We start from the raw sequence: 19,519 nt of genomic DNA on the forward strand, positions 1-19,519 counted from the left end.
CCCTAGCCCAAGCCAAGGGATCGACAAACCGAAATGATTCTCCACGCCTCAACGACCGGCACAGGCCCGGATGTCATTCTGCTGCACGGGCTGTTCGGCGCCGGGCGCAATCTCGGCGTCATCGCTCGTGGGCTCGCGGCGCAGTTCCGCGTCACCACGCTCGATGCCCGCAACCATGGCGACAGCCCGCACGATGCGGACATGCGCTACCGGGCAATGGCGGAGGATGTCGCCGAGACGATGGAGTCGCTCGGCATCGCCTCGGCCGGCGTGGTCGGGCACTCGATGGGCGGCAAGACGGCGATGACGCTGGCGCTCACCCATCCCGGCCGCGTCACCCGCCTCGCCGTGCTCGATATCGCGCCGATCGCCTATGGTCACGAGCATCTGGGCTATGTCCGGGCGATGCGCGGCCTCGCGCTGCATCCGGGGCTGACGCGGCAGGAGGCGGACGCTGCCCTCGCCGCCAGCGTGCCGGAGCCGGCCTTGCGCGGATTCCTGCTGCACAATCTCGTGCTCGGCGCGGCGCCGCGCTGGCGCCTCGGCCTTGAGGAAATCGCCGGCGCGATGACCGATCTGGTCGGCTGGGCGGATCCGGCGCCCGGTGCGCGCTACGATGGCCCGGCGCTGTTCGTCGCGGGGGCGACATCGTCCTACGTGCCGCTGGAAGCGCATGGGGCGATCCGCGCCCGCTTCCCGCAGGCCCGCATCGAGACGATCGCCGATGCCGGCCACTGGCTCCACGCCGAGAAGCCGCGCGAGGTGCTTGCGGCGATCGAGCCCTTCCTGCGCGGCTAGGGGGGCGCTGCGCTAGAGCCGCAACCCGCCCATGGCGCAGAGATGCGCCCAGTGCTCCGGGCTGACCGGGCCGACCGACAGGCGCGACAGGCGCACCAGTGCGAGGTCCGCCAGCGCCGGATCGGCCTTGATCGCGGCAAGGCCGACCGGATGCGGCATCGGCGCGATGGCCTTCATATCCACGGCCACCCAGTCGCCCGACTCGGCGGTCGGGTCCGGATAGGCCTCCCGCACCACCTCGACCACGCCGACGATCTCGCGACCGATATTGGAGTGGTAGAAGAAGGCGCGGTCGCCCACGCGCATCGCCTTCAGGTTGTTCCTGGCGGCGTGGTTGCGCACGCCGGTCCAGGGTTCGACGCCGTTGGCCACCTGCTGGTCCCAGGAGAACGCGTCCGGCTCGGACTTGACCAGCCAGTAGTTCACGGCGTCAGCGTGCCGTCGCGCACCACCGTGCGGAAGCCCTGGATCTCGACCGCGCCGAACAGCCCGGCCTTGCTATAGGGGTCGTTCGCGACCAGCGCCTCGGCCGCCGCGCGGTCCGCCGCCTCGTAGACGATCATCGAGCCGCAAGGATTGCCGTCCGCCCCCAGCATCGGGCCGCCGAAGACAATGCTCGACTTTATGCTTTCGAGGTAGGCAAGATGCTCCGGGCGCACCTGCTTGCGCAGGGCAAGACCGTCTTCCCGGTCATGGGCGATCAGGAGGAACTGCATGGGATGGCTCCATTCTGGCGTTTTCTCTGCCTCCCAGCATAGCGGCGGATCGCTCTGCGCCAAGATGTGATCGCGGGAACCGGGTGCGTGCGAGGGCGGGGGGTGTCAAAAATTCAAATTCGTATTAGACAATCTATCAATGGACCGTTCAGCAATTACGGAATACGCGGGAGACGTGCCAGGCGGCGCGATCGCCGTTCCGACGTCGAAAACCGGGGCCTGGCTGCATCGTTTCGCCAATCCCGGCCGCTTCCAGCGCTTGGTGCAGCCCATCATCCCCTGGATCGGCTGGACGGCGCTGCTGACCTGCACGGTCGGACTCGTCTGGGGCTTCTTCTTCGCCCCGGCCGACTGGCAGCAGGGTATTGCCTCGCGCATCATGTATGTGCATGTGCCGGCGGCTTGGGTGGCGATGAACGGCTACGCCGCGCTGGCGATCTGCTCACTGCTCTCGATTGTGTGGCGGCACCCGCTCGCCGATATCGCGGCGAAGGAGATGGGCCCGGTCGGCGCCGGCTTCACCGCGCTCTGCCTGATCAGCGGGTCGCTCTGGGGCGAGCCTGAATGGGGCACCTACTGGGTGTGGGATGCACGTCTGACCTCGGTGCTGATCCTGTTTTTCCTCTATCTCGGCCACATGGCGCTGATCCGCGCCTTCGACAACCCGCAGCACGGCTATCGTGCGGCCGCGATCCTCGGCCTGGTCGGCGCGATCAACCTGCCGATCATCGTGTTCAGCGTCTATTGGTGGAATTCGCTCCACCAGGGCAACTCGATCACTCTGACCGGCCCCTCCAAGATCTACATCACCATGCTCTATCCGCTGCTGATCTGCACGGTCGGCTTCTATCTGGCCTTCATCGCGATGTCGCTCGCGCGGATTTCGAGCGGAATCATGGAGAACCGCACGCGGGCCCTGCTGCTCGCACGCGCGGAGCGCTCCGGGAACTGAAGACATGGTCAAGCATACGATGCCCTACGTGGTCGGCAGCTACGGCGTCGCCCTCCTCATCATCGGGTTTCTCTCGATCTCCTCGTTCTTCCGCTATCGCTCGGCGCGGCGCAGGCTCGCCGCGGTCGAGCCGCGTCGGCACGAGAAATCCGGGAGTGCCGTGTGATGATGAGCCGCAAGAAGCGCCGCCTCTGGATCGTGATCGCCTGCGGCATCGGCCTGTCCACCGCGGTGGCGCTGATGCTGTTCGCTTTCCGCTCCAGCCTGTCCTTCTTCATGTCGCCCGAGCAGGTCGCCGCCCGCCATCCGCCTCCGGGCCGTGTCTTCCGCCTTGGCGGCATCGTGCAGGCGAATACCGTGGTGATGGGCACGCGCAACGGCGCGCCCTACACCACATTCCGCATCACCGATGGCCGCGCTTCGATCCCTGTGGTCTATACCGGCGTATTGCCGGGCCTGTTCCGTCAGGGGCAGGGCGTGGTCACGATTGGCGCGATGGCCAAGGGTGACAGCGAGTTCATGGCCTCTACCGTGCTGGCCAAACATGGCGCCGATTACATGCCGCGCGATGTCGAGATGGCGCTGCGCAAGGCCGGCAAGTGGAATCCGAAATTCGGGCCGCCGCCCAATGCCGGCGCCTGGGATGACAAGTCGCCGGCGCAGATCGAGGCATCCAACAATGGCTGAGCGGACGGGAGAGACCGGAGAATGATTCCCACCCTGGGCAATTTCGCGCTCGCGCTGGCACTGGCTATTGCCGTCGCACAATCGGTCATCGGTATCGCCGGTCCAATGCTGCGCGACCGATTGATCCTCCGCACCGCGCCCGCACTGGCGATCAGCCAGTTCGTGATGCTCGGCCTCTCCTTCCTCGCCCTGGTATGGGCCGGGGTCGTGTCGGATTTCACGGTTCGCAACGTTGCCGAATACTCGTCGTCGACAACGCCGCTCCTTTACCGGATCACCGGCACCTGGGGGAACCATGACGGGTCGATTCTGCTCTGGTGCCTGATCCTGTCGCTCTGCGGCGCGACCGTCGGCGCGTTCGGCAACAGCATCCCGACCAGCCTGCGCTCGCGCGTGCTCGGCGTGCTCGGCCTGATCTCGGCAGGCTTCATGGCGTTCGTCATCGCCGTCTCCAACCCGTTCGCGCGGATCTGGCCGCCGCCGCTGCATGGCGCGGGCGTCAACCCGATCCTGCAGGATCCTGGCCTCGCCGTTCATCCGCCGATTCTCTACACCGGCTATGTCGGCTTCTCGATCGCCTTCGCCTTCGCCGTCGCCGCCCTCATCGAGGGGCGGGTGGACGCCGCCTGGGGGCGCTGGGTGCGGCCCTGGGCGCTGGTTTCCTGGCTGTTCCTCACCTGCGGCATCTGTTTCGGGTCGCTGTGGTCCTATTACACGCTGGGCTGGGGCGGGTACTGGTTCTGGGACCCGGTTGAGAACGTCGCGCTGCTGCCCTGGCTTACCGGCACGGCGCTGATCCACTCGGCCATCGTGGTCGAGAAGCGCGAAGCGCTGAAGACATGGTCGGTCCTGCTTGCGATCGCGACCTTCTCGCTCAGCCTCTGCGGCACCTTCCTCGTCCGCTCCGGCCTGCTGAACTCGGTGCATGCCTTCTCGGCCTCGCCGGCTCAGGGCCTGTTCATCCTCGTACTGCTGGCACTGACTATCGGTGGCTCGCTGCTGCTCTTCGCCTTCCGCGCTCCTGCGCTTGCGGCGAGCGGGGTTTTTGCGCCGGTCTCGCGTGAGGGCGCGCTGATCCTCAACAACATCTTCCTCTGCATCATCGCCGCGGTGGTGTTCACCGGAACGATGTATCCTCCGTTCCTCGACCTGCTCTTCAACCGGCAGATCTCGGTCGGCGCGCCGTTCTATGATCAGACGGTTCTGCCGCTCACCGCACCGCTGATCCTCGCGATGGCGGTAGGGCCGATGATGTCCTGGAAGCGCGCAGTCCTTCTGCCGGCTCTGACCAAGCTGTGGTTCGGCGCTGTGGTCGCGCTGATCGTTTTCGGCGCGTTCATCCTTCGAGGCCATTTCGTGGCGGCTCTCGGCCTTGCCGGCGCGGTCTGGGTGATGATCGGCGCGCTGATCGATCTCGCCGAGCGGGTCAGGCTGTTCCGCGTGCCGCTCCGCCAGTCCTTCGCGCGGCTGTTCACCATTCCCCGTGCCGCGATCGGCGCCTCGCTCGGGCATCTAGGCTTCGGCATCGCGGTGCTCGGCATCGCTGGCATGTCGCTGCAGGTGCATACGATCCGGGTACTCAACCCCGGCCAGTCGATCGATCTCGGCGGCTACAACTGGAAGCTGATTTCGATCGCGCCGGCCAAGGGGGCGAACTACGCGGCGCGGGAAGCCACCATCGAGGTGACGCGGAACGGCCATTTCGTCGAGATGATGCATCCCGAAACCCGCTTTTTCACGAACCAGAAGGTGAAAACGGTGGCCGCAGCGATCAGCACCAACGGTGTGCGCAACCTCTTTGCCACCTTCGCCGGTGACAACGACAGCGGTGGTGGCGAGTTCCGGTTCAACATCCATCCGCTGGCGCCGGAGATCTGGCTCGGAGGCCTCATCATGGCGCTTGGCGGCGCGATCTCCCTGACCGACCGTCGTTTCCGCGTCGGCGCCCCGGTGCGCAACAGGCTGCGCCGGCCGTCCGGCTCGGCCACGGTGTGATCCTGTCCGATGAGCGTCTCGCGCCGCATGCTGTTCGGTCTGCCGCTGCTCGTCGTGGGTGCAGGCGGCGTCGGCTTCTATGAACTGCTCCGCCGGATGAGGACCGGCAGTTATAATCCGCAAGCCTTCGACAATCCTCTGGTTGGCCATGATGTGCCGGATTTCACCCTGCCGGGCGTGAACGGCCGGAAGGGCTTCGACAAGCCGGTGCTTGCCGCCCAGAAGCGGCCGGTTCTGGTGAATTTCTTCGCTTCCTGGTGCGTGCCCTGCGCGGGTGAGGCGCCCTATCTCGACCGGCTGGCGAAGGCCGGCGTCGATATCTGGGGGATCGCCTATCAGGACAAGCCGGAGGCGATCGCCCTCTACCTCGCAAAATACGGCAATCCCTATGCGCGTCTCGCCACCGATCCCTCGGGGCGGACTGCCATCAACTGGGGCGTCTACGGTGTGCCGGAGAGTTTCCTGATCGCGCCGGGCGGCAAGGTGGTGTGGCATATCGCGGCGCCTCTGGTGCCTGAGATCATCGATGACCAGCTCCGGCCCGCCATGCAGAGGCTCACATGAGGCGTTGGCTCGTTCTGCTGTTCGCGGGACTCGTGCTCGCCTGTGGCACGGCGCTGGCTGCGCCGGCTTCGTCCTCGTCGGCGAGCGCCCATCCGACCAGCATCACGCGCGATGGCGTGAAGCTCACCTTCGCCCAGGAAGCCCGCGCGGAGGCAATCGGCAACAAGCTGCGCTGCCTGGTTTGCCAGAACGAGACGGTCGAGAATTCGCAGGCCGGGCTGGCCAAACAGTTCCGCACCATTATCCGCCGCCGCGTCGTCGCCGGAGACAGCAACCGCCAGATCATCGATTTCATGGTCAAGCGCTATGGAATCTACGTTCTGCTCAAGCCGCCCTTCCGGCCGGAGACCTGGCTGCTCTGGCTCTCGCCGGCTCTGGCCGCCCTGATCGGGCTGGCCGTTCTGCTCTTCGCGCGCCGCCGCCGGCGGGCAGCTCCCCCCCCATTGTCGCCGGAAGAGACCGACCGGCTGAAGGAACTCCTGTCTTGATCTGGCTCTGGATGGCGGTGCTGGCCGCCGTTGCGCTCGCGCCTGTCGTGCTGGTCTGGTTGCGCCGCGGCACAATCCGCTACCGGCGGGAGACCGCCATGGCGCTGCACCGTGCGCAGCTTGAGGAAATCGAACGGGACCGCGAGGAAGGCCGGCTGCCAGAAGAGGAATACCAGGCCGCAAGGCTGGAGGTGCAGCGGCGGCTGCTCGCCGCCGACCAGATCCCCGAACCGGAGGCAAACCGCGCCGCGCGCGGTCTGATGATTGCCACTCTTGCCGCCATTCCTGTGGCCGCCGTGGTCGTGTTCGTTCCATCCGGCCTGCCGCTGGTGCCATCCGAGCCGCATGCAAGCGTGATGCGCCAGCGCGCGGCGGCAGAGCGGCAGGACAACGCGCTGATCGACAGGCTTAAGCAGAAGCTGGCGGAACTGCCGCCGGGTAGCCCGGACGCTCGGCAGGGCTATCTGCTGCTCGGTCAGGCGCTGGTCAGCCAGAACAAGCTCCACCAGGCCGCGCGTGCCTGGCACGTGGCATTGACAATCAAATTCGATCCGACACTTGCCGCTGAAACGGCAGAGGCCGAAAGCGAAGCCGCCGGCCATGTGACACCGGATGCGGCCGCGCTGTTCCGGAAGGCGCTAGCCGAGGCGCCGGCGCAAGCGCCCTGGCGTTCCCTGGCCGAGCAAAGGTTGCGCGAAGCTGCGGTGCTGCAGTCCAGCAATGGCAGCCCCCCCTTGTCGGGCAAGGCGACCGGGGCCACGTCCACGCCATGAGCAAGTCGGTCGAACCAGGCAGTCTCCCCAAGGAGGGCGGTGACGGGAAGTCGTCCGTCACCACGGATGCTGGGGCGTCAAAGCCCTGGCCCAAGGAGATCGGCGGCCCCAAAGGCCCTGAACCCACGCGCTACGGCGACTGGGAACGCAACGGTCGTTGCACCGACTTCTGATGGTCTTGCGGATGCTCGGTTCCTGAGTCCCGGGTTTATTCGCCGGACAGTTCCCGCCGCCGCTGGTCCAGTTCTTCACTGTAGCGCCGCAGGGCGTATTGCTCGGTGAGAACACCCAGAACCTGGCGTGTTTCCTCGCCGTCGATGACGGCCAGGACATCGCATTCCGCCTTCTCGAACGCCCGGATCGCCTCCTTCACCGTTGCCTGCGGCACCAGGAAATCGTCGCGATGGCGCACCAGATGCTGGATCGAGTCCTCGGCTGCTGCGTCCGGCGCATGAACTTCGGACGGGTAGGCGAGGCCGGCATAATGCTGGTTTTCGTCGAGCACGACCACGTACTGGGTTCGACCGAGGGGGAATTCGGTCTTGAAATCCGCGATCGCGGTTGTCTCCTGGGTGATGTACTGGTTGCGGCGCATCATCCGCCCGACGGTGAGATTATGGATCCAGCCGATGTCGACCGCGCTGCGGATTGTCTCGCCGCGCAAATGGAAGCGCCATGTGGTGAACGAGTAGCCGAAGAACCGGCGAACGGTAAGGGATGCGGCGATTGCCGCCATCAGCACCGCAATGGTGATGCTGAAATTGTTCGTACTCTCGAGCGTCAGGAAGGTCATGGTCATCGTGCCGCTGACGATCGATGTGGCGAGCGCAGCCATGCCGACAACGGCATAGAAGCCGATCGGCACGCCATGCGCGAAGGGGAGCATGACCGCGACGTCGCCATAGGCGCGGCCGAGCAGCGACCCCATGAACAGCGCGGCGAAGAACAGGCCGCCGCGAAAGCCGGTGGCAATGGAGAAGGCCGAGGCCGTCGATTTCATCACGAGCAGGGCCACCGCCAGCATGAACGGGTAGACCACGGCGAGTTGGGTATGCAGGGAGGAATTGCCCGAGGCCATCACCTTCGGCGTGATGCTGCCGAGCAGTCCGACCACGACACCGCCAATGATCGGTCGCAGCCAGATCGGAACGCCGGTGCGCCGGAACACCGCCTCCAGCGAGGTGACCGCCCGCATGATTGCGATACCGACAAAGCCGGCGATGATGCCGAGCAACACCGCCAGCGGATAGGCGTAGCCCGGCGTATGGGTGGGCAATACGACGTTCAGCGGCCGTACGCCGCCATTCATCAGCAGTTCGACTGCGAGCGTGCCGCTCAGCGAGGAGATCACCACCATCGTCAGCGTTGGCAGCGAATAGGTGCCGATGACGAGCTCGATGCCATAGAAGGCACCGCAGAGAGGAGCGTTGAACGCGCCGCCGATTGCAGCCCCCGCCCCGCAACCGACCAGCACCCGCAGGTCGTTCCGCCTTAGCCGAAGATGCTGGCCTACCCAGGAAGCCAGGCCGCCACCGAACTGCGCGTAACCGGCCTCCTGCCCCACCGAGCCGCCGACGCCGTTGGAAAACGAGGTCTGCATCGCCACGATGATCGAGTCCCTGAGCGACATCTTGCCGCCATAGAGCGCGTTGGCCTCGACCGGGTCGACGAAATTGGTCATCCGGTACCTGCCGAGAAGCCACGCGACCGACCCAAGCACGGCGCCGCCGAGGATCGGCACGAAGATGGCGCGCAGCGGGTCGATATGTGTCTGCTGAGACAGTCCCTCGTCGAGATTCGGCAGCGCGAAGAACCAGAAATGAAAATGATGGCTGAGAAAATCCATCAGATAGACGCAAAACCCCGACAGCACGCCGACCACGGCCGCGAGCATCGCGAGCCAGATCTCGTCGGTGCGCACCAGAGCGCGCACATGCATCGGCGCATCCACCGTGATTGCCGCGATCCGTCGTCGCAGCGCCGACCACCAGCGGGAATTGGACCGATGCTGAACAGTGGAACTCGCCATGCTGCGCCCTGTGAAGTCTTCTTGTGTCAGGACGGACCGCCCGCCCGGCGGTCAGATGCCGCAAATTTCCGGCAGCATCATGGCCGCAGCCACAGTTACAACAGGAAAGTTAACGGTCAACCTCCGATTCGATGGAAAAGGCCGATGATTCCGATCCGTTTCGCCGATCAACGGATCAGGTCAGGAGTTCGATCAGGAACGGCCCCTTGCGCTCGAAACTCGCCGCCATCAGTTCGTTGAGCTTCTCCATGCTGCCGGCTTGCGCGGCGGCGACGCCCATCCCCTCGGCAAGGCGCACGAAATCGATGTCCGGATGGCCGAGATCGAGCATGTCCATCGCCGTCCGTCCCGGATTGGCGCCGACATTGGCGTATTCATGCAGCAGGATCGCGTATTTCCGGTTGGCGAGGATCACCACCGTCACGTCGAGATTGCAGCGCGCCATCGTCCAGAGCGCGGTGATGCTGTACATCGCCGAGCCGTCGGCCTGGATCGCGAGCACCCGCCGCCCGGAGCCGATCGCAGCACCCACGGCGCCCGGCAGGCCGCCGCCGATCGCCCCGCCCGGCACCTGCAGCCACAGATGCGGCGCCGCCCCATGAGTGAAGCGCGAGAAGCCGCGGCCGAAGGAAATCCCCTCGTCGATCACGACACTGTCATCCGGCAGCAGGGCGGCGATCGAGGTGGCCACCGTCTCCGGCGCGATCGCCTCCTTCGCCGGCGCAGGGCGCGGCGTCACCGCGATCTCCGGCGTGCCGGCGCCGATGCGTTCGGCCAGCGCCTGCAAGGCGGCCACGCCGTCCTGGCCGATATCCGCCAGCGTGTGCACCGTGCAGTCATCCGGCCAGAGCCGGCCCTTCTTGCCCGGATAGGCGAAGAACCCGACCGGCGGCTTGGCCTCGACCAGGATCAGGTGGCGGATTCCCTCCAGCGAGTGCACCGCGGCGTCGATCTGGTATGGGATGCGCTCGATCGGCGGCCGCCCCTGTCCGCGTTCCATCCGCGCGTTGAACATCTCGGCCAGCATTTTGGCACCGGTCGTCTGCACGATGGCGGTGGCGATCCGCAGCGTCGCGTCGGTCAGCGTCCGCCCGCCGAGCAGCAACAGGGCAGGTTCGCCCGAGCGCAGCACCTCGGCGGCCGCGTCGATGGCGGAGGCGTCTGCCGTGGGGCGCGGCGGCACCGGTTGCGGCGTGCCGATCACCCCGCCCTCGGTCCAGGCCGTGTCCGCCGGCAGGATCAGCGTGGCGATCGTGCCGGTCCGGGCAGCGGCCACCGCCTCGGCGGCATCGTGTCCGACCGCGTCGGCGGTCATCGCGGTCCGGACCCACCCGGAAACCGGCCGTGCCCAGCCTTCGGTGTCGGCGGTCAGCGGCGCGTCCAGCGGGCGGTGATAGGTCGCCTGATCGCCAACGATATTGACGATGCCCGACCGGCCGCGCCGCGCGTTGTGCAGGTTGGCGAGCGCGTTGGCGAGCCCGGGGCCGCAATGCAGCAGCGTCGCCGCCGGGCGCCCCTTGGTCCGCCAGTACATGTCGGCGGCACCCGAGGCCACCGTCTCGTCGAGGCAGAGAACGCAGTTGATCCCGGGAATCCGGTCGAGCGCCGCAACGAAATGCATCTCGCTGGTGCCGGGATTGGCAAAAACCGTATCGATGCCGCACGCGATCAGCGTATGCACCAGACTTTCAGCGCCGTTCATGGACCCGTCTTTCCTTCCCCGTTGGCCGGTCGATTTTCGGACACGGAAACTGCCCGTTCCGGACGGGTCGGGCAAGGGGGGTCAGCGATGCGCGGGTAGCGGCGCGTCCGCCATCGGGCGCAGCCAGAAATGAGGCATCTGCGCCACGAATCGCTGCCGCAGCGAGGCCAGTTGCGCATCGGTGAGCCCGACCGCCTGAGCGTTGAAATAGTCAGGGTCGCGGGTGAACACCATGTAGGCGATCGTCTCGTTCACGATGAGGTCGCGATCGTGCGGATCGTAGCCATCGCGGATCAGGAAGCTGCGAAAGGCGGCCTGTTCCGACGGCGTCATCTGCGTGTCGTAGAACCGGTGCACGAAGCGACGGTATGAGGGAATGGTGAAATAGGCGCCGTGTGAAAGCTCGTGGCGCAGGATGACCGCCCGCGATACCCAGCTGATGCGCCGGCTGCCCTGGGCCTGCGGAATCGAGATGACCGCGCCGTTCGCGCCGGGCCGCAGAAACCCTTCCCGCCGCGCGATCTCCCGCAGCCGGCGCTCATCCGCGGTGAGCCGGATGCCCTCGGCATGGGCGAGGCGGAAGAATTTCCGCAGGGCCCAGGCCGGATAGTCATTGCCGTAATAATAGGTCGCCTCGGTCGCGTTCGCCTTCGCGAGAACCTTCGTGAAGGCGGCCTCGCCCAGCACGCGGTTCCGCGGCGTCGAGGCCTTCTCGATCAGCGCCGCGATCCGGTCGAACATCATGCCCTGGGCCCGCAGGTCCGGGCAGTCGATCACGAGGATCAGCGGATCGTCACGGAAGCGGAAAATCGTGAAATGCCGGCCGACATGATTGAAAATCCCGGTCTCGCCCGCCTTCGGATAATCCGGACGGCGCAGCGCCATCCACCCACCGATCCCGACACCCGTTACGGCGGCGATTGCGACGATCAGCGCAACGGCCAGGCGCGTCGCCGGCGGGCGGGTCCGAGCGCCGGCGGCGCGTGAGGGAATCTGTCCCATCGGCACGGTGTCGTCCGGATCGCCGGACGCCGCCGCGCGCACATCCCACCCCCGCCGCGCCATCAGACGCCGCCGGCCATGCAGGAGGGGCCTACTTGCCGGTGTTGATGATCTGAACCCGGCGGTTCGCCCGGTTCGCCACGTTCGGTCCGGTCGGCACCAACAGGTCCGCCTCGCCGACGCCGGTCGCCTGCAGGCGGGTGGCCGGGATGTCGAATTTCGACATCAGATAGGTCTTCACAGCGGCCGCCCGTGCCTGGGAGAGGGCGAGGTTGGTCGATGCCGCGCCGGTCGTGTCGGTATGGCCGACGACCCTGAAATGATAGGCGGCGAGCGTCTTGTCGGTCAGCGCCCGGCCGAGACGGTCGAGTTCGGTGACGGCTTGCGGTGTCAGCTTGGCCGAGCCCGTCGCGAAATCGATGTTCAGGTTGATCGACGGGGTCTGTGCCGCGGCATGGGAAACCGCCGCCGGCGCGGTGGTCTTCATCCGCATCGCCGCCGGCTTCGCCACCGACGGCGCGGGTGCTGCCTGCGCCGCCCCCTGCGCGAGCGGGACGATGCCGCGCGTGGTGCTCGACACATTGCCGGTCGGCTTCAGAGCCTGGATGATCTGCTGAGCCGACGGGCCGCTGGACTGCGCATGGGCGGCACCCATGCCAAGCAGTGCAACGACGGCGGCGGCGGAGACGCCCGTGAAACGCATGATCAACTCCCTCGATCTTGGCGACATTCTATCCGGTTGACGGTCGGAATGCCAGTTCGCATCCGTTATGGCATGCTGTTCCACTCACGGCTGCGACGCGGGTCACACCGGCCGATTAGCGCCGCCCGCGCGGCCGGGCCGGCGCGCGCCACGGCTCTTCCGGCCACTCGTGCTTGGGGTAGCGGCCGCGCATGTCCTTGCGCGCGTCGGCCCAGCCCCGCCGCCAGAAATCGGCGAGATCCCCGGTCACCGCGATCGGCCGCCCGGCCGGCGAGAGCAGCGCGATCTGCAACCTCACCGCCCCGCCGGCGAGGCGTGGTGTCGCGTCGCTGCCATAGAAGGCCTGCGCCCGCGCTGCCGCCACCGGCACCGGTCCGGTATAGTCGATCGGCACGGCACCGCCCGGCGCCTCGATCCGCGCGGGCAGCGCCGCGTCGAGCGCGCGGACGCGCTCATGGCCGAGATGGTCGCGCAGGATGGCGAGCAGGTCGAGCGCCGCCGCCTCCTTCACCCGGCTCATCCCGGCGAGATAGGGAAACAGCCAGGTCTCGAAATCCGCCCGCAACGCCTCGTCGGACAGGTCGGGCCATCCCTCCGGCTCGATCTCCCGCATCAGCGCCACGCGGGCCTGCAACTGCCGCACCTCGTCGCTCCAGCCGAGCAGGCCCGGCTTCTCGCGAATCGCCTCGCGCAGCGCCGCCTCGATCTCCGCGGGCGATGCCGGCGTGCTGCGTTCGGCGAGCACCAGCGCGCCGAAGCGCCGCCGCTCCCGCGCCATCACCGTGCCGCCGGTGCCATCGAGCCCGATCTCCCGCGTGGTGACGATGCGGGTGGCGAGGCGCTCCTCGATCGTCGCGGCGCTGATCGGCGCGGCGAGCCCGATCTTCGGCGCGCCCCGGCCGCCCAGCGCGGCGACGGCGAGCATCGGCGCGCGCGCCAGCGGATCGGCCGGGTCGAGTTTCGCGCCGCCCCCTTCGCTGAGCCGGAAACTGCCCGGCTCGCCGCGGCGCACGCCGATCCGGTCGGGAAAGCCGGCGGCGATCAGCACGGCGGGGTCGCCGCCGGCTTGCGTATCCCGCCGCAGCCCGAGCCGCCCGCGATAGGTGCCCGCCGCCTGGCGGATCCGCGCGATCACCCCGCGATCGCCGCCGCCGCGCCCGGCGATCGCGTCGAGCCGCAGCGCGATATCGGCGCTGCCCGCCTCGCGCAGCGGGTCGCGTTCCTCGAGCAGTGCTGCGAGATCGGCGGCCAGCGCCGCCTCCACCGCGCTGTCGGCGGCCAGCATCATCGCCGCGAGGCGCGGGGCGGCGCCGAGTTCGGCCATCCGCCGTCCGGCCTGGCTGATCCGCCCGGTGGCGTCGATCGCGCCGAGATCGGTGAGCAGGGCGCGCGCCTGCGCCAGCGCGCCGGGCGGCGGCGGCTCGGGAAAGGGCAGCGCCGCCGCGTCCGCGCCCCAGGCGGCGCAGGCCAATACCAGCCCGGAAAGCTCGGCGGCGGCGATTTCCGGTGTGTCGAACTCCGGCAGACCGCGATGCAGCGCCTCCGTCCACAGCCGGATCGCCACTCCCGGCGCCTCGCGCCCGGCGCGGCCGGCGCGCTGGGTGGACGCCGCCCGGCTGATCCGCCGCGTCACGAGGCGGGTCAGCGCCCGGCCGGTATCGAATTCCGGCGCCCTGCGAAACCCGCCATCCACCACCACCCGCACCCCCGGCACGGTGAGCGAGGTTTCCGCGATGCTGGTCGCGAGAATGACGCGCCGCTGGCTCGATGGGGCCAGCACCCGCGCCTGTTCCGCCGGCGGCAGGTCGCCGTAGAGCGGCATGATCGTGGCCGGCGCGCCCTCCAGCGCCTCGGCGGCGCGGCGGATTTCCCCAATACCGGGCAGGAAGGCGAGAACGTCGCCCCGATGCGCCGCCAGCGCGCCGCGCACCGCGCGGGCCAGCGCCGCCGGCAGGTCCCGCGCATCGGCAAGATCGCGCGCGGCGAATTCGATCGTCACCGGATGGACCCGCCCCGCGCTCTCGATCACCGGCGCCTCGAGCAGCGTGGTCAGGGTCGCGATGTCGGCGGTGGCCGACATCGCGAGGATCCGCAGCTCCGGCCTCAGGCCGCGCTGCAGGTCGAGCGTCAGCGCCAGGGCGAGATCGGCCTCGAGGCTGCGCTCATGAATTTCGTCGAAAATCACGCAGCCGATGCCATCGAGCCCGGGATCGGCCAGCAGCCGGCGGGTCAGCAGCCCCTCGGTGATCACCTCGATCCGCGTCGCCGGGCCGGTCACGGACTCCAGCCGCGTGCGATAGCCCACCGTGCCGCCCGGCGCCTCGCCGATCAGCTGCGCGATCCGCTCCGCCGCGGCGCGGGCGGCAAGCCGCCTTGGTTCGAGCATCACGATCTTTTGTCCGCCCAGCCAGTCCGCACCCAATAGTGCCTGCGGCACCAGGCTGGTCTTGCCCGCGCCGGGCGGGGCGACGAGAACGGCATTGGCCGACCGCGCGAGGCTTGCGCGAAGATCGGGCAGGATGGCGGCAACCGGCAGTTCGTCCATGAGGCGGGCGGTTAGCACCGAACCGCCCGATATGCGATATTGAGCCGATGAAACGCCTTCTGCCCGCTCTTGCCGCCTTCCTTCTGGCTCTTGCCGCCACCGGCCCGGCGCGGGCGGCGCGCAGCAACGAGGTCACCTCGCCGCGCGCGCAGGTCTCGCTCGTCTCCGCCGCGAACGCGCCGAAGGCCGGGACAATCACGCTTGGCCTGCTGTTCCACCTGAAGCCGGACTGGCACATCTACTGGTCCGATCCGGGCGATGCCGGGCAGGCTCCCACCGTGTCGATCGTCGCGCCGGCAGGGGCGAAGGCCGGCCCATTCGCCTTTCCGCCGCCGCACTGGCTGGTCGCCGGCGGCGGCGTGGGCGACTATATCGAGAGCGGCACGGTGCTGCTGCCCTTCACCGTGACACTGCCTCAATCCGGTGTGACGGCGATCGACGCGAAGGCCGAATGGCTGGTCTGCAACCCCAAGCTCTGCGTTCCCGAACACGGCCGTTTCCATCTCGCCCTTGCAGGTGGTGCGTCGGCCGAGGCAGGCCTGTTCCGCGCCGCCCGCGCGGCCTTGCCGCGTCCCTCGCCCTATCGCGCGACCATCGCGCCGGACGGCACGCTCGCCATCACCGGCGCCGGTCTCGGCCGGAGCGTGGTGAAGGGCGCGCATTTCTATCCCGATGACCCGGCGGCGATCGTCAACGCGGCGCCGCAGCGTCTTGGCTTCGTGCGCGATGGCTTCACCCTCCGGCTCAAGCCGGCGCACCCGCCGATGACCGCGGCCGCCGGCGTAATCGAGATCACCGATCCCTCGGGCCGGATGCAGGCGCTGACGCTGCATGCCGCGCCGGGCGCCGCGCCGCCGCTGCTTGCCGGCACGCCCCTGATCGTCTGGCTCGGCGCCGCGCTGCTGGCGGGGCTGATCCTCAACCTGATGCCCTGCGTGTTTCCGGTGCTGGCGATCAAGGCGCTGGCGCTGGCCCGGCTCGGCCATGACGACCGTCCGCTCGCCCGGCGCGAGGCGCTTGCCTATGCGGCCGGCACCGTCGCCGCGATGCTGCTGCTCGGCGGCGGGCTGCTCGCCCTGCGCGCGGGCGGCGCGGCGCTGGGCTGGGGCTTCCAGTTCCAGTCGCCGGTCTTCATCGCCGTGATGGCCTGGCTCGTCTTCGCCATCGGGCTCAATTTCGCCGGCCTGTTCGATATCTCCGGACTCGAGAATCTCGGTGCCGGCCTGGCCCGCCATGGCGGCGTGCTCGGCAGTTTCGCAACCGGGCTGCTCGCCGTCGCGGTGGCCACGCCGTGCACGGCGCCGTTCATGGGCGGTGCGCTCGCGGCGGCACTTGCCGCCCCCGTCACGCTCGGGTTGAGCATATTCGCTTCCCTCGGCCTCGGCATCGGCCTGCCCTTCGTGGCGCTGGCCGCGGTCCCCGCGGTCGGCCGCATTCTCCCGCGGCCCGGACCGTGGATGGTGATCCTGCGGCAGATCCTTGCGTTCCCGATGTTCGGCACCGCCGTCTGGCTGCTCTGGGTGATGTCGGTCGAGGCCGGATCGTCGGGCGTGCTGATCGTCGGCGCCGGCGCGCTGCTCATCGGCTTCGCTCTCTGGCTGCTACGCTTTCCGGGCATTCTCCTCCGTGGGCTCGCGGTTCTCGCAGTGATCGGGGCGGTGCTGCTCCTGCCCCGGGTCGTCCCCGCCGATGCAACAGGTCCCGCCGCGCTCCCCGGCGCACTGCCCCGCAGCGCGGTGCCCTATTCCCCGGCGAAGCTCGCGGCGCTGCGCAAGGACGGCCATGCCGTGTTCGTCGACATGACGGCCGCCTGGTGCATCACCTGCCAGGTGAACGAGCGGGTGGCACTGGCGCCGCGCGCGATGCAGCGCCTTTTCGCGGCACGGCACGTGACGCTCATGGTCGGCGACTGGACCCGGCGCGATCCCGCGATCACCCGCTTCCTTGCCGCGCATGGGCGGGATGGCGTGCCGATCTATGTCTATTACCCGCCCGGACACGCCGCACCGGTGGTTCTGCCGCAGGTGCTCACGCCGTCGATCGTCCGGGCCACGATCGCGGGCGCGCGCTCGTGATCCGCCTGCGCCGTGTCGCGCAGGGGGCGATGCTGGCGGCAATGCTGGTCGGGGTCGCGATGGGGGCCGTTGCGGACGTCCGGCCTGCCCGCGTCTCGCCGGCCGGCGCCTGGGCCGGGCAGTATCATTGCGCGCAGGGCGCCACGGCGCTCGATCTCACCATCACCCCGGCCGGGCGCGGCCGGGTCCGGGCGCTGTTCTTCTTCCACGCGCTGGCGGGCAATCCGCATGTCCCGCCGGGCTGCTTCACGATGGCCGGACGCTACGACGCCGCCGCCCGCAGCATCGCGTTGAAGCCGACGATATGGCTGCTGCGCCCGGCGCATTTCGTCTGGGTCGGGCTGCGTGGCACGCTCGGCGGCGCGGGCGGGTCCATGGCCGGCCGGATCGACGGGCCGGGCTGCACGGATTTCTCCCTGGTCCGCGTTGACAGGACGGTGAGTGCCCGCGTCCCGGCCGCCTGCCGTATGGAACGCGGCGCGCCGACGGTCTAAGAGCGTTCTATATTGGTATTTCAGGACGGGGTGGACATGATGCGAAACAGTGGCGTGCTGGCGGTTGTGGCGATTTTGGCCGGGATCGGCGTGGCGCAGGCGGCCCCGCCGCCGCAGGCAGCGCAATGCGCGGGGTGCCATGGCCAGAACGGCATGGGCAATCCGGCCGCCGGGTTTCCGGCGCTCGCCGGCCAGCCGGTGAAGTATCTCGAGCAGCAGCTTTACGCCTTCAAGCATGGCACGCGGCGCAACGGCATGATGAGCAGCTTCGCCGGCGGGCTGAACGCGTCTGAGCGCAAGGCGATCGCCGAATATTACCACGGCCTGCCGGTGGTCGCTCCGGCCTCGCTACCCGCCGCCCCGAAGGACAATGTCGGCGAGACGCTGGCGATCCACGGTGTCGGCGCGGGCACCGACCACGCGATTCCGGCCTGCGACTCGTGCCACGGCGCCGGCGGGCGCGGCATGGAGCCTGAATTCCCGCGGCTCGCCGGCCAGCCGGCGAACTATCTCGAGGCGCAGCTGCTGGCCTGGCAGAAAGGCGCGCGCAACGAGAGCAACCTGCACCTGATGCAGAAGATTGCCGACATGCTGAGTCCGTCGCAGATCAAGGCGGTGGCCGCCTATTTCGCGGCCCAGCCGCCCGCCGCGCCGGGGCAGTGATCGCCGGGCGCCGCGCGGCCTTCAGAGGGTGAGGGCGGGTTTCGCGGCGCCGGGGATTTTCGGGTCGATGGTGATGAGGGCGCCGTCCCGCCATTGCTGGAGGGTGACGAAACTTTCCCGGTTCTGGCCCGTGGTGTCGAAGCGGACGCCCCAGCCATTCGCCAGGCTGCCGCGCGGGCGGCTGATGGCTGTGAGCGATGCCGGCAGCGGCTTGCCGGTGCGCAGCGCGTCCAGCGCCAGCGTGGTGCCGACATGGGTGGTAAGGCTCGCCCCGCCGCGCGGTGGGGCGGCATAGCGCCGCTGATAGGCTGCCGCGATCGGTGCCGAGTCCTCTCCGTAAAGCGGGTTGCCAATCACCATCGTATTGTCGAGCGCGGGGCCCAGCGCCGCGCCCGTCTCGGCGAGGCCATAGCCAGGCCCGGCCCCGATGATCATCCGGGGCCGCCAGCCGGCCTCCTGCATGGCCTGGTAGAGCAGCAGCACATGCGCGGTGCGCCCGGCATGGACCAGCAGTTCGATGCCGGCGCGCCGCATCCGCGCGACTTCCTCGTCGAAATCCGCCGCTTCGGTGGCGTAGGCCATGCTGAGCACGACCGGTAGCCCGGCTCGCCGGCAGGCCGCGAGCATCGCGCCGGCGAAGGAGCCGTCCGTGGCGCCGATATCGAACAGGAGGGCAAGGCGCAGGCGTTCGGCGCCGGTCTTCCAGCCAGGGATCAGCAGCGTGGTGATCGCCGATTCGGCGGCACTGGCGAAATCGGTCGTTGTCGTGCAGATGCGGCTCAGGATCTTGAAATCGCGGCGGGTGATGCCATCGGCCGGCGCGTCGAGCTCGACATAGGGAATGCCGGCGAGTTCGGCGGCGGCGGTCGCGGCGAAGGCGGCTGTCGATGACTGGCTGCCGAGAATCATGGCGATATCGGACGCCTTGCCGGCCTTGCGGATCATGCCGCGGATCGCCGCGTCGGGGTTTGCCGCATCGGCGCGGAGGACTTCAATGTCGGCGTCGATCCCGGCTCGCGCCGCATCGATCGCGAGTTCGACGCCGCGCCAGGCTTCGTCGCCGAGAAGCGTCTGGGCACCGGTCTCGGGAAACAGCGTCCCGATCAGCAGGTGCTTGCGTTGCTTTTCCGTGGCGTGAATCGACGCAGGCCGGGCGCCGCGGATCGATAGTCCGGCAGCGCCGAGGCCCCCGATGAAGGCGCGACGGGGCAGCAATCTCTTCACGGGCGGGCGGAGCGTGGCGGTTGCTCGTTCATGGATCATATATATAGGTGATGGAAGTGTGCGGATAGGCGCCGGAATTGTCGCGCCACGGGTCCATGGCCGCGCGGAC

General features: G+C 68.6%; 20 protein-coding genes. 12 read left to right on the forward strand and 8 right to left on the reverse strand.

Annotated features, from left to right (window positions below; all coding sequences use genetic code 11):
* The first annotated feature begins 33 nt into the window (after window positions 1–33).
* Window positions 34–798: an alpha/beta fold hydrolase gene (locus ACMV_RS15845; protein ID WP_013641073.1), complete on the forward strand. Its 765-nt coding sequence runs from the start codon at window positions 34–36 to the stop codon at window positions 796–798.
* 12 nt (window positions 799–810) lie between these two features.
* Here the strand turns inward: ACMV_RS15845 and ACMV_RS15850 are convergent, their stop codons facing one another.
* Together ACMV_RS15850 and ACMV_RS15855 are read right to left on the reverse strand one after the other, a co-directional pair.
* Window positions 811–1,224 (reverse strand): EVE domain-containing protein, encoded by a 414-nt coding sequence (locus ACMV_RS15850; protein WP_013641074.1) that lies wholly within the window; start codon window positions 1,222–1,224, stop codon window positions 811–813.
* Window positions 1,221–1,514, reverse strand: a complete 294-nt coding sequence (locus ACMV_RS15855; protein ID WP_012040364.1) for a YciI family protein — start codon at window positions 1,512–1,514, stop codon at window positions 1,221–1,223. The genes ACMV_RS15850 and ACMV_RS15855 overlap by 4 nt, the downstream gene beginning before the upstream one ends.
* Window positions 1,515–1,653: 139 nt before the next feature.
* Between ACMV_RS15855 and ACMV_RS15860 the strand changes: the two genes are divergently transcribed.
* The 8 genes from ACMV_RS15860 to ACMV_RS20060 are packed head-to-tail and all read left to right on the forward strand — an operon-like array spanning window position 1,654 to window position 7,146.
* Window positions 1,654–2,466 (forward strand): heme ABC transporter permease, encoded by an 813-nt coding sequence (locus ACMV_RS15860; RefSeq protein ID WP_007422084.1) that lies wholly within the window; start codon window positions 1,654–1,656, stop codon window positions 2,464–2,466.
* A 4-nt stretch (window positions 2,467–2,470) separates the two neighbouring features.
* Window positions 2,471–2,632 carry a heme exporter protein CcmD gene (ccmD, locus tag ACMV_RS20055; protein ID WP_013641075.1) on the forward strand — a complete coding sequence of 54 codons (162 nt, stop codon included), beginning with the start codon at window positions 2,471–2,473 and terminating at the stop codon, window positions 2,630–2,632.
* Window positions 2,632–3,153, forward strand: coding sequence for a cytochrome c maturation protein CcmE (gene ccmE, locus ACMV_RS15865; protein WP_007422085.1), 522 nt, complete (start codon window positions 2,632–2,634; stop codon window positions 3,151–3,153). Before ccmD ends, ccmE begins: the two co-directional genes overlap by 1 nt.
* Before the next feature lie 21 nt (window positions 3,154–3,174).
* Window positions 3,175–5,148, forward strand: coding sequence for a heme lyase CcmF/NrfE family subunit (locus ACMV_RS15870; protein WP_007422086.1), 1,974 nt, complete (start codon window positions 3,175–3,177; stop codon window positions 5,146–5,148).
* A gap of 9 nt (window positions 5,149–5,157) precedes the next feature.
* Window positions 5,158–5,712 carry a DsbE family thiol:disulfide interchange protein gene (locus ACMV_RS15875; RefSeq protein WP_007422087.1) on the forward strand — a complete coding sequence of 185 codons (555 nt, stop codon included), beginning with the start codon at window positions 5,158–5,160 and terminating at the stop codon, window positions 5,710–5,712.
* Window positions 5,709–6,200, forward strand: coding sequence for a cytochrome c-type biogenesis protein (locus tag ACMV_RS15880; RefSeq protein WP_007422088.1), 492 nt, complete (start codon window positions 5,709–5,711; stop codon window positions 6,198–6,200). Before ACMV_RS15875 ends, ACMV_RS15880 begins: the two co-directional genes overlap by 4 nt.
* 11 nt (window positions 6,201–6,211) lie before the next feature.
* Entirely contained in the window at window positions 6,212–6,973 is a 762-nt protein-coding gene (ccmI, locus tag ACMV_RS15885) for a c-type cytochrome biogenesis protein CcmI (protein WP_231844439.1), read from the forward strand.
* Window positions 6,970–7,146, forward strand: a complete 177-nt coding sequence (locus tag ACMV_RS20060) for a DUF1674 domain-containing protein (RefSeq protein ID WP_081479263.1) — start codon at window positions 6,970–6,972, stop codon at window positions 7,144–7,146. The genes ccmI and ACMV_RS20060 overlap by 4 nt, the downstream gene beginning before the upstream one ends.
* Window positions 7,147–7,181: 35 nt before the next feature.
* Here ACMV_RS20060 and ACMV_RS15890 read toward each other — a convergent pair whose 3' ends face one another.
* The 5 genes from ACMV_RS15890 to hrpB form a co-directional block, all read right to left on the reverse strand.
* Window positions 7,182–8,912 (reverse strand): chloride channel protein, encoded by a 1,731-nt coding sequence (locus tag ACMV_RS15890; protein WP_231295299.1) that lies wholly within the window; start codon window positions 8,910–8,912, stop codon window positions 7,182–7,184.
* A gap of 265 nt (window positions 8,913–9,177) precedes the next feature.
* Window positions 9,178–10,704: an acetolactate synthase large subunit gene (locus ACMV_RS15895; RefSeq protein WP_012040368.1), complete on the reverse strand. Its 1,527-nt coding sequence runs from the start codon at window positions 10,702–10,704 to the stop codon at window positions 9,178–9,180.
* A gap of 81 nt (window positions 10,705–10,785) precedes the next feature.
* Window positions 10,786–11,769 (reverse strand): hypothetical protein, encoded by a 984-nt coding sequence (locus ACMV_RS15900; protein WP_013641076.1) that lies wholly within the window; start codon window positions 11,767–11,769, stop codon window positions 10,786–10,788.
* 28 nt (window positions 11,770–11,797) lie between these two features.
* On the reverse strand, window positions 11,798–12,409 hold the full coding sequence (locus tag ACMV_RS15905) for an OmpA family protein (protein ID WP_007422093.1): 612 nt from the start codon (window positions 12,407–12,409) through the stop codon (window positions 11,798–11,800).
* A 115-nt stretch (window positions 12,410–12,524) separates the two neighbouring features.
* Complete coding sequence (gene hrpB / locus ACMV_RS15910) at window positions 12,525–14,954, reverse strand: ATP-dependent helicase HrpB (protein WP_013641077.1); 2,430 nt, start codon at window positions 14,952–14,954, stop codon at window positions 12,525–12,527.
* 47 nt (window positions 14,955–15,001) lie between these two features.
* On the opposite strand from hrpB, the gene ACMV_RS15915 reads away from it, so the two are divergent.
* Genes ACMV_RS15915 through ACMV_RS15925 form a run of 3 tightly spaced genes read left to right on the forward strand, consistent with a single transcriptional unit; the run spans window position 15,002 to window position 18,186 of the window.
* Window positions 15,002–17,029, forward strand: a complete 2,028-nt coding sequence (locus ACMV_RS15915) for a protein-disulfide reductase DsbD family protein (protein ID WP_013641078.1) — start codon at window positions 15,002–15,004, stop codon at window positions 17,027–17,029.
* Window positions 17,026–17,523 carry a hypothetical protein gene (locus ACMV_RS15920; RefSeq protein WP_013641079.1) on the forward strand — a complete coding sequence of 166 codons (498 nt, stop codon included), beginning with the start codon at window positions 17,026–17,028 and terminating at the stop codon, window positions 17,521–17,523. Before ACMV_RS15915 ends, ACMV_RS15920 begins: the two co-directional genes overlap by 4 nt.
* Window positions 17,524–17,559: 36 nt before the next feature.
* A complete protein-coding gene (locus tag ACMV_RS15925; protein ID WP_231844440.1) occupies window positions 17,560–18,186 on the forward strand; it encodes a c-type cytochrome in 627 nt (208 codons plus the stop codon).
* A gap of 21 nt (window positions 18,187–18,207) precedes the next feature.
* Here the strand turns inward: ACMV_RS15925 and ACMV_RS15930 are convergent, their stop codons facing one another.
* Window positions 18,208–19,410 carry an ABC transporter substrate-binding protein gene (locus ACMV_RS15930; RefSeq protein ID WP_231844441.1) on the reverse strand — a complete coding sequence of 401 codons (1,203 nt, stop codon included), beginning with the start codon at window positions 19,408–19,410 and terminating at the stop codon, window positions 18,208–18,210.
* Window positions 19,411–19,519: the final 109 nt, after the last annotated feature.

Origin of the sequence: Acidiphilium multivorum AIU301 (assembly GCF_000202835.1) — a bacterium.
Classification (GTDB): Bacteria; Pseudomonadota; Alphaproteobacteria; order Acetobacterales; family Acetobacteraceae; genus Acidiphilium; species Acidiphilium multivorum.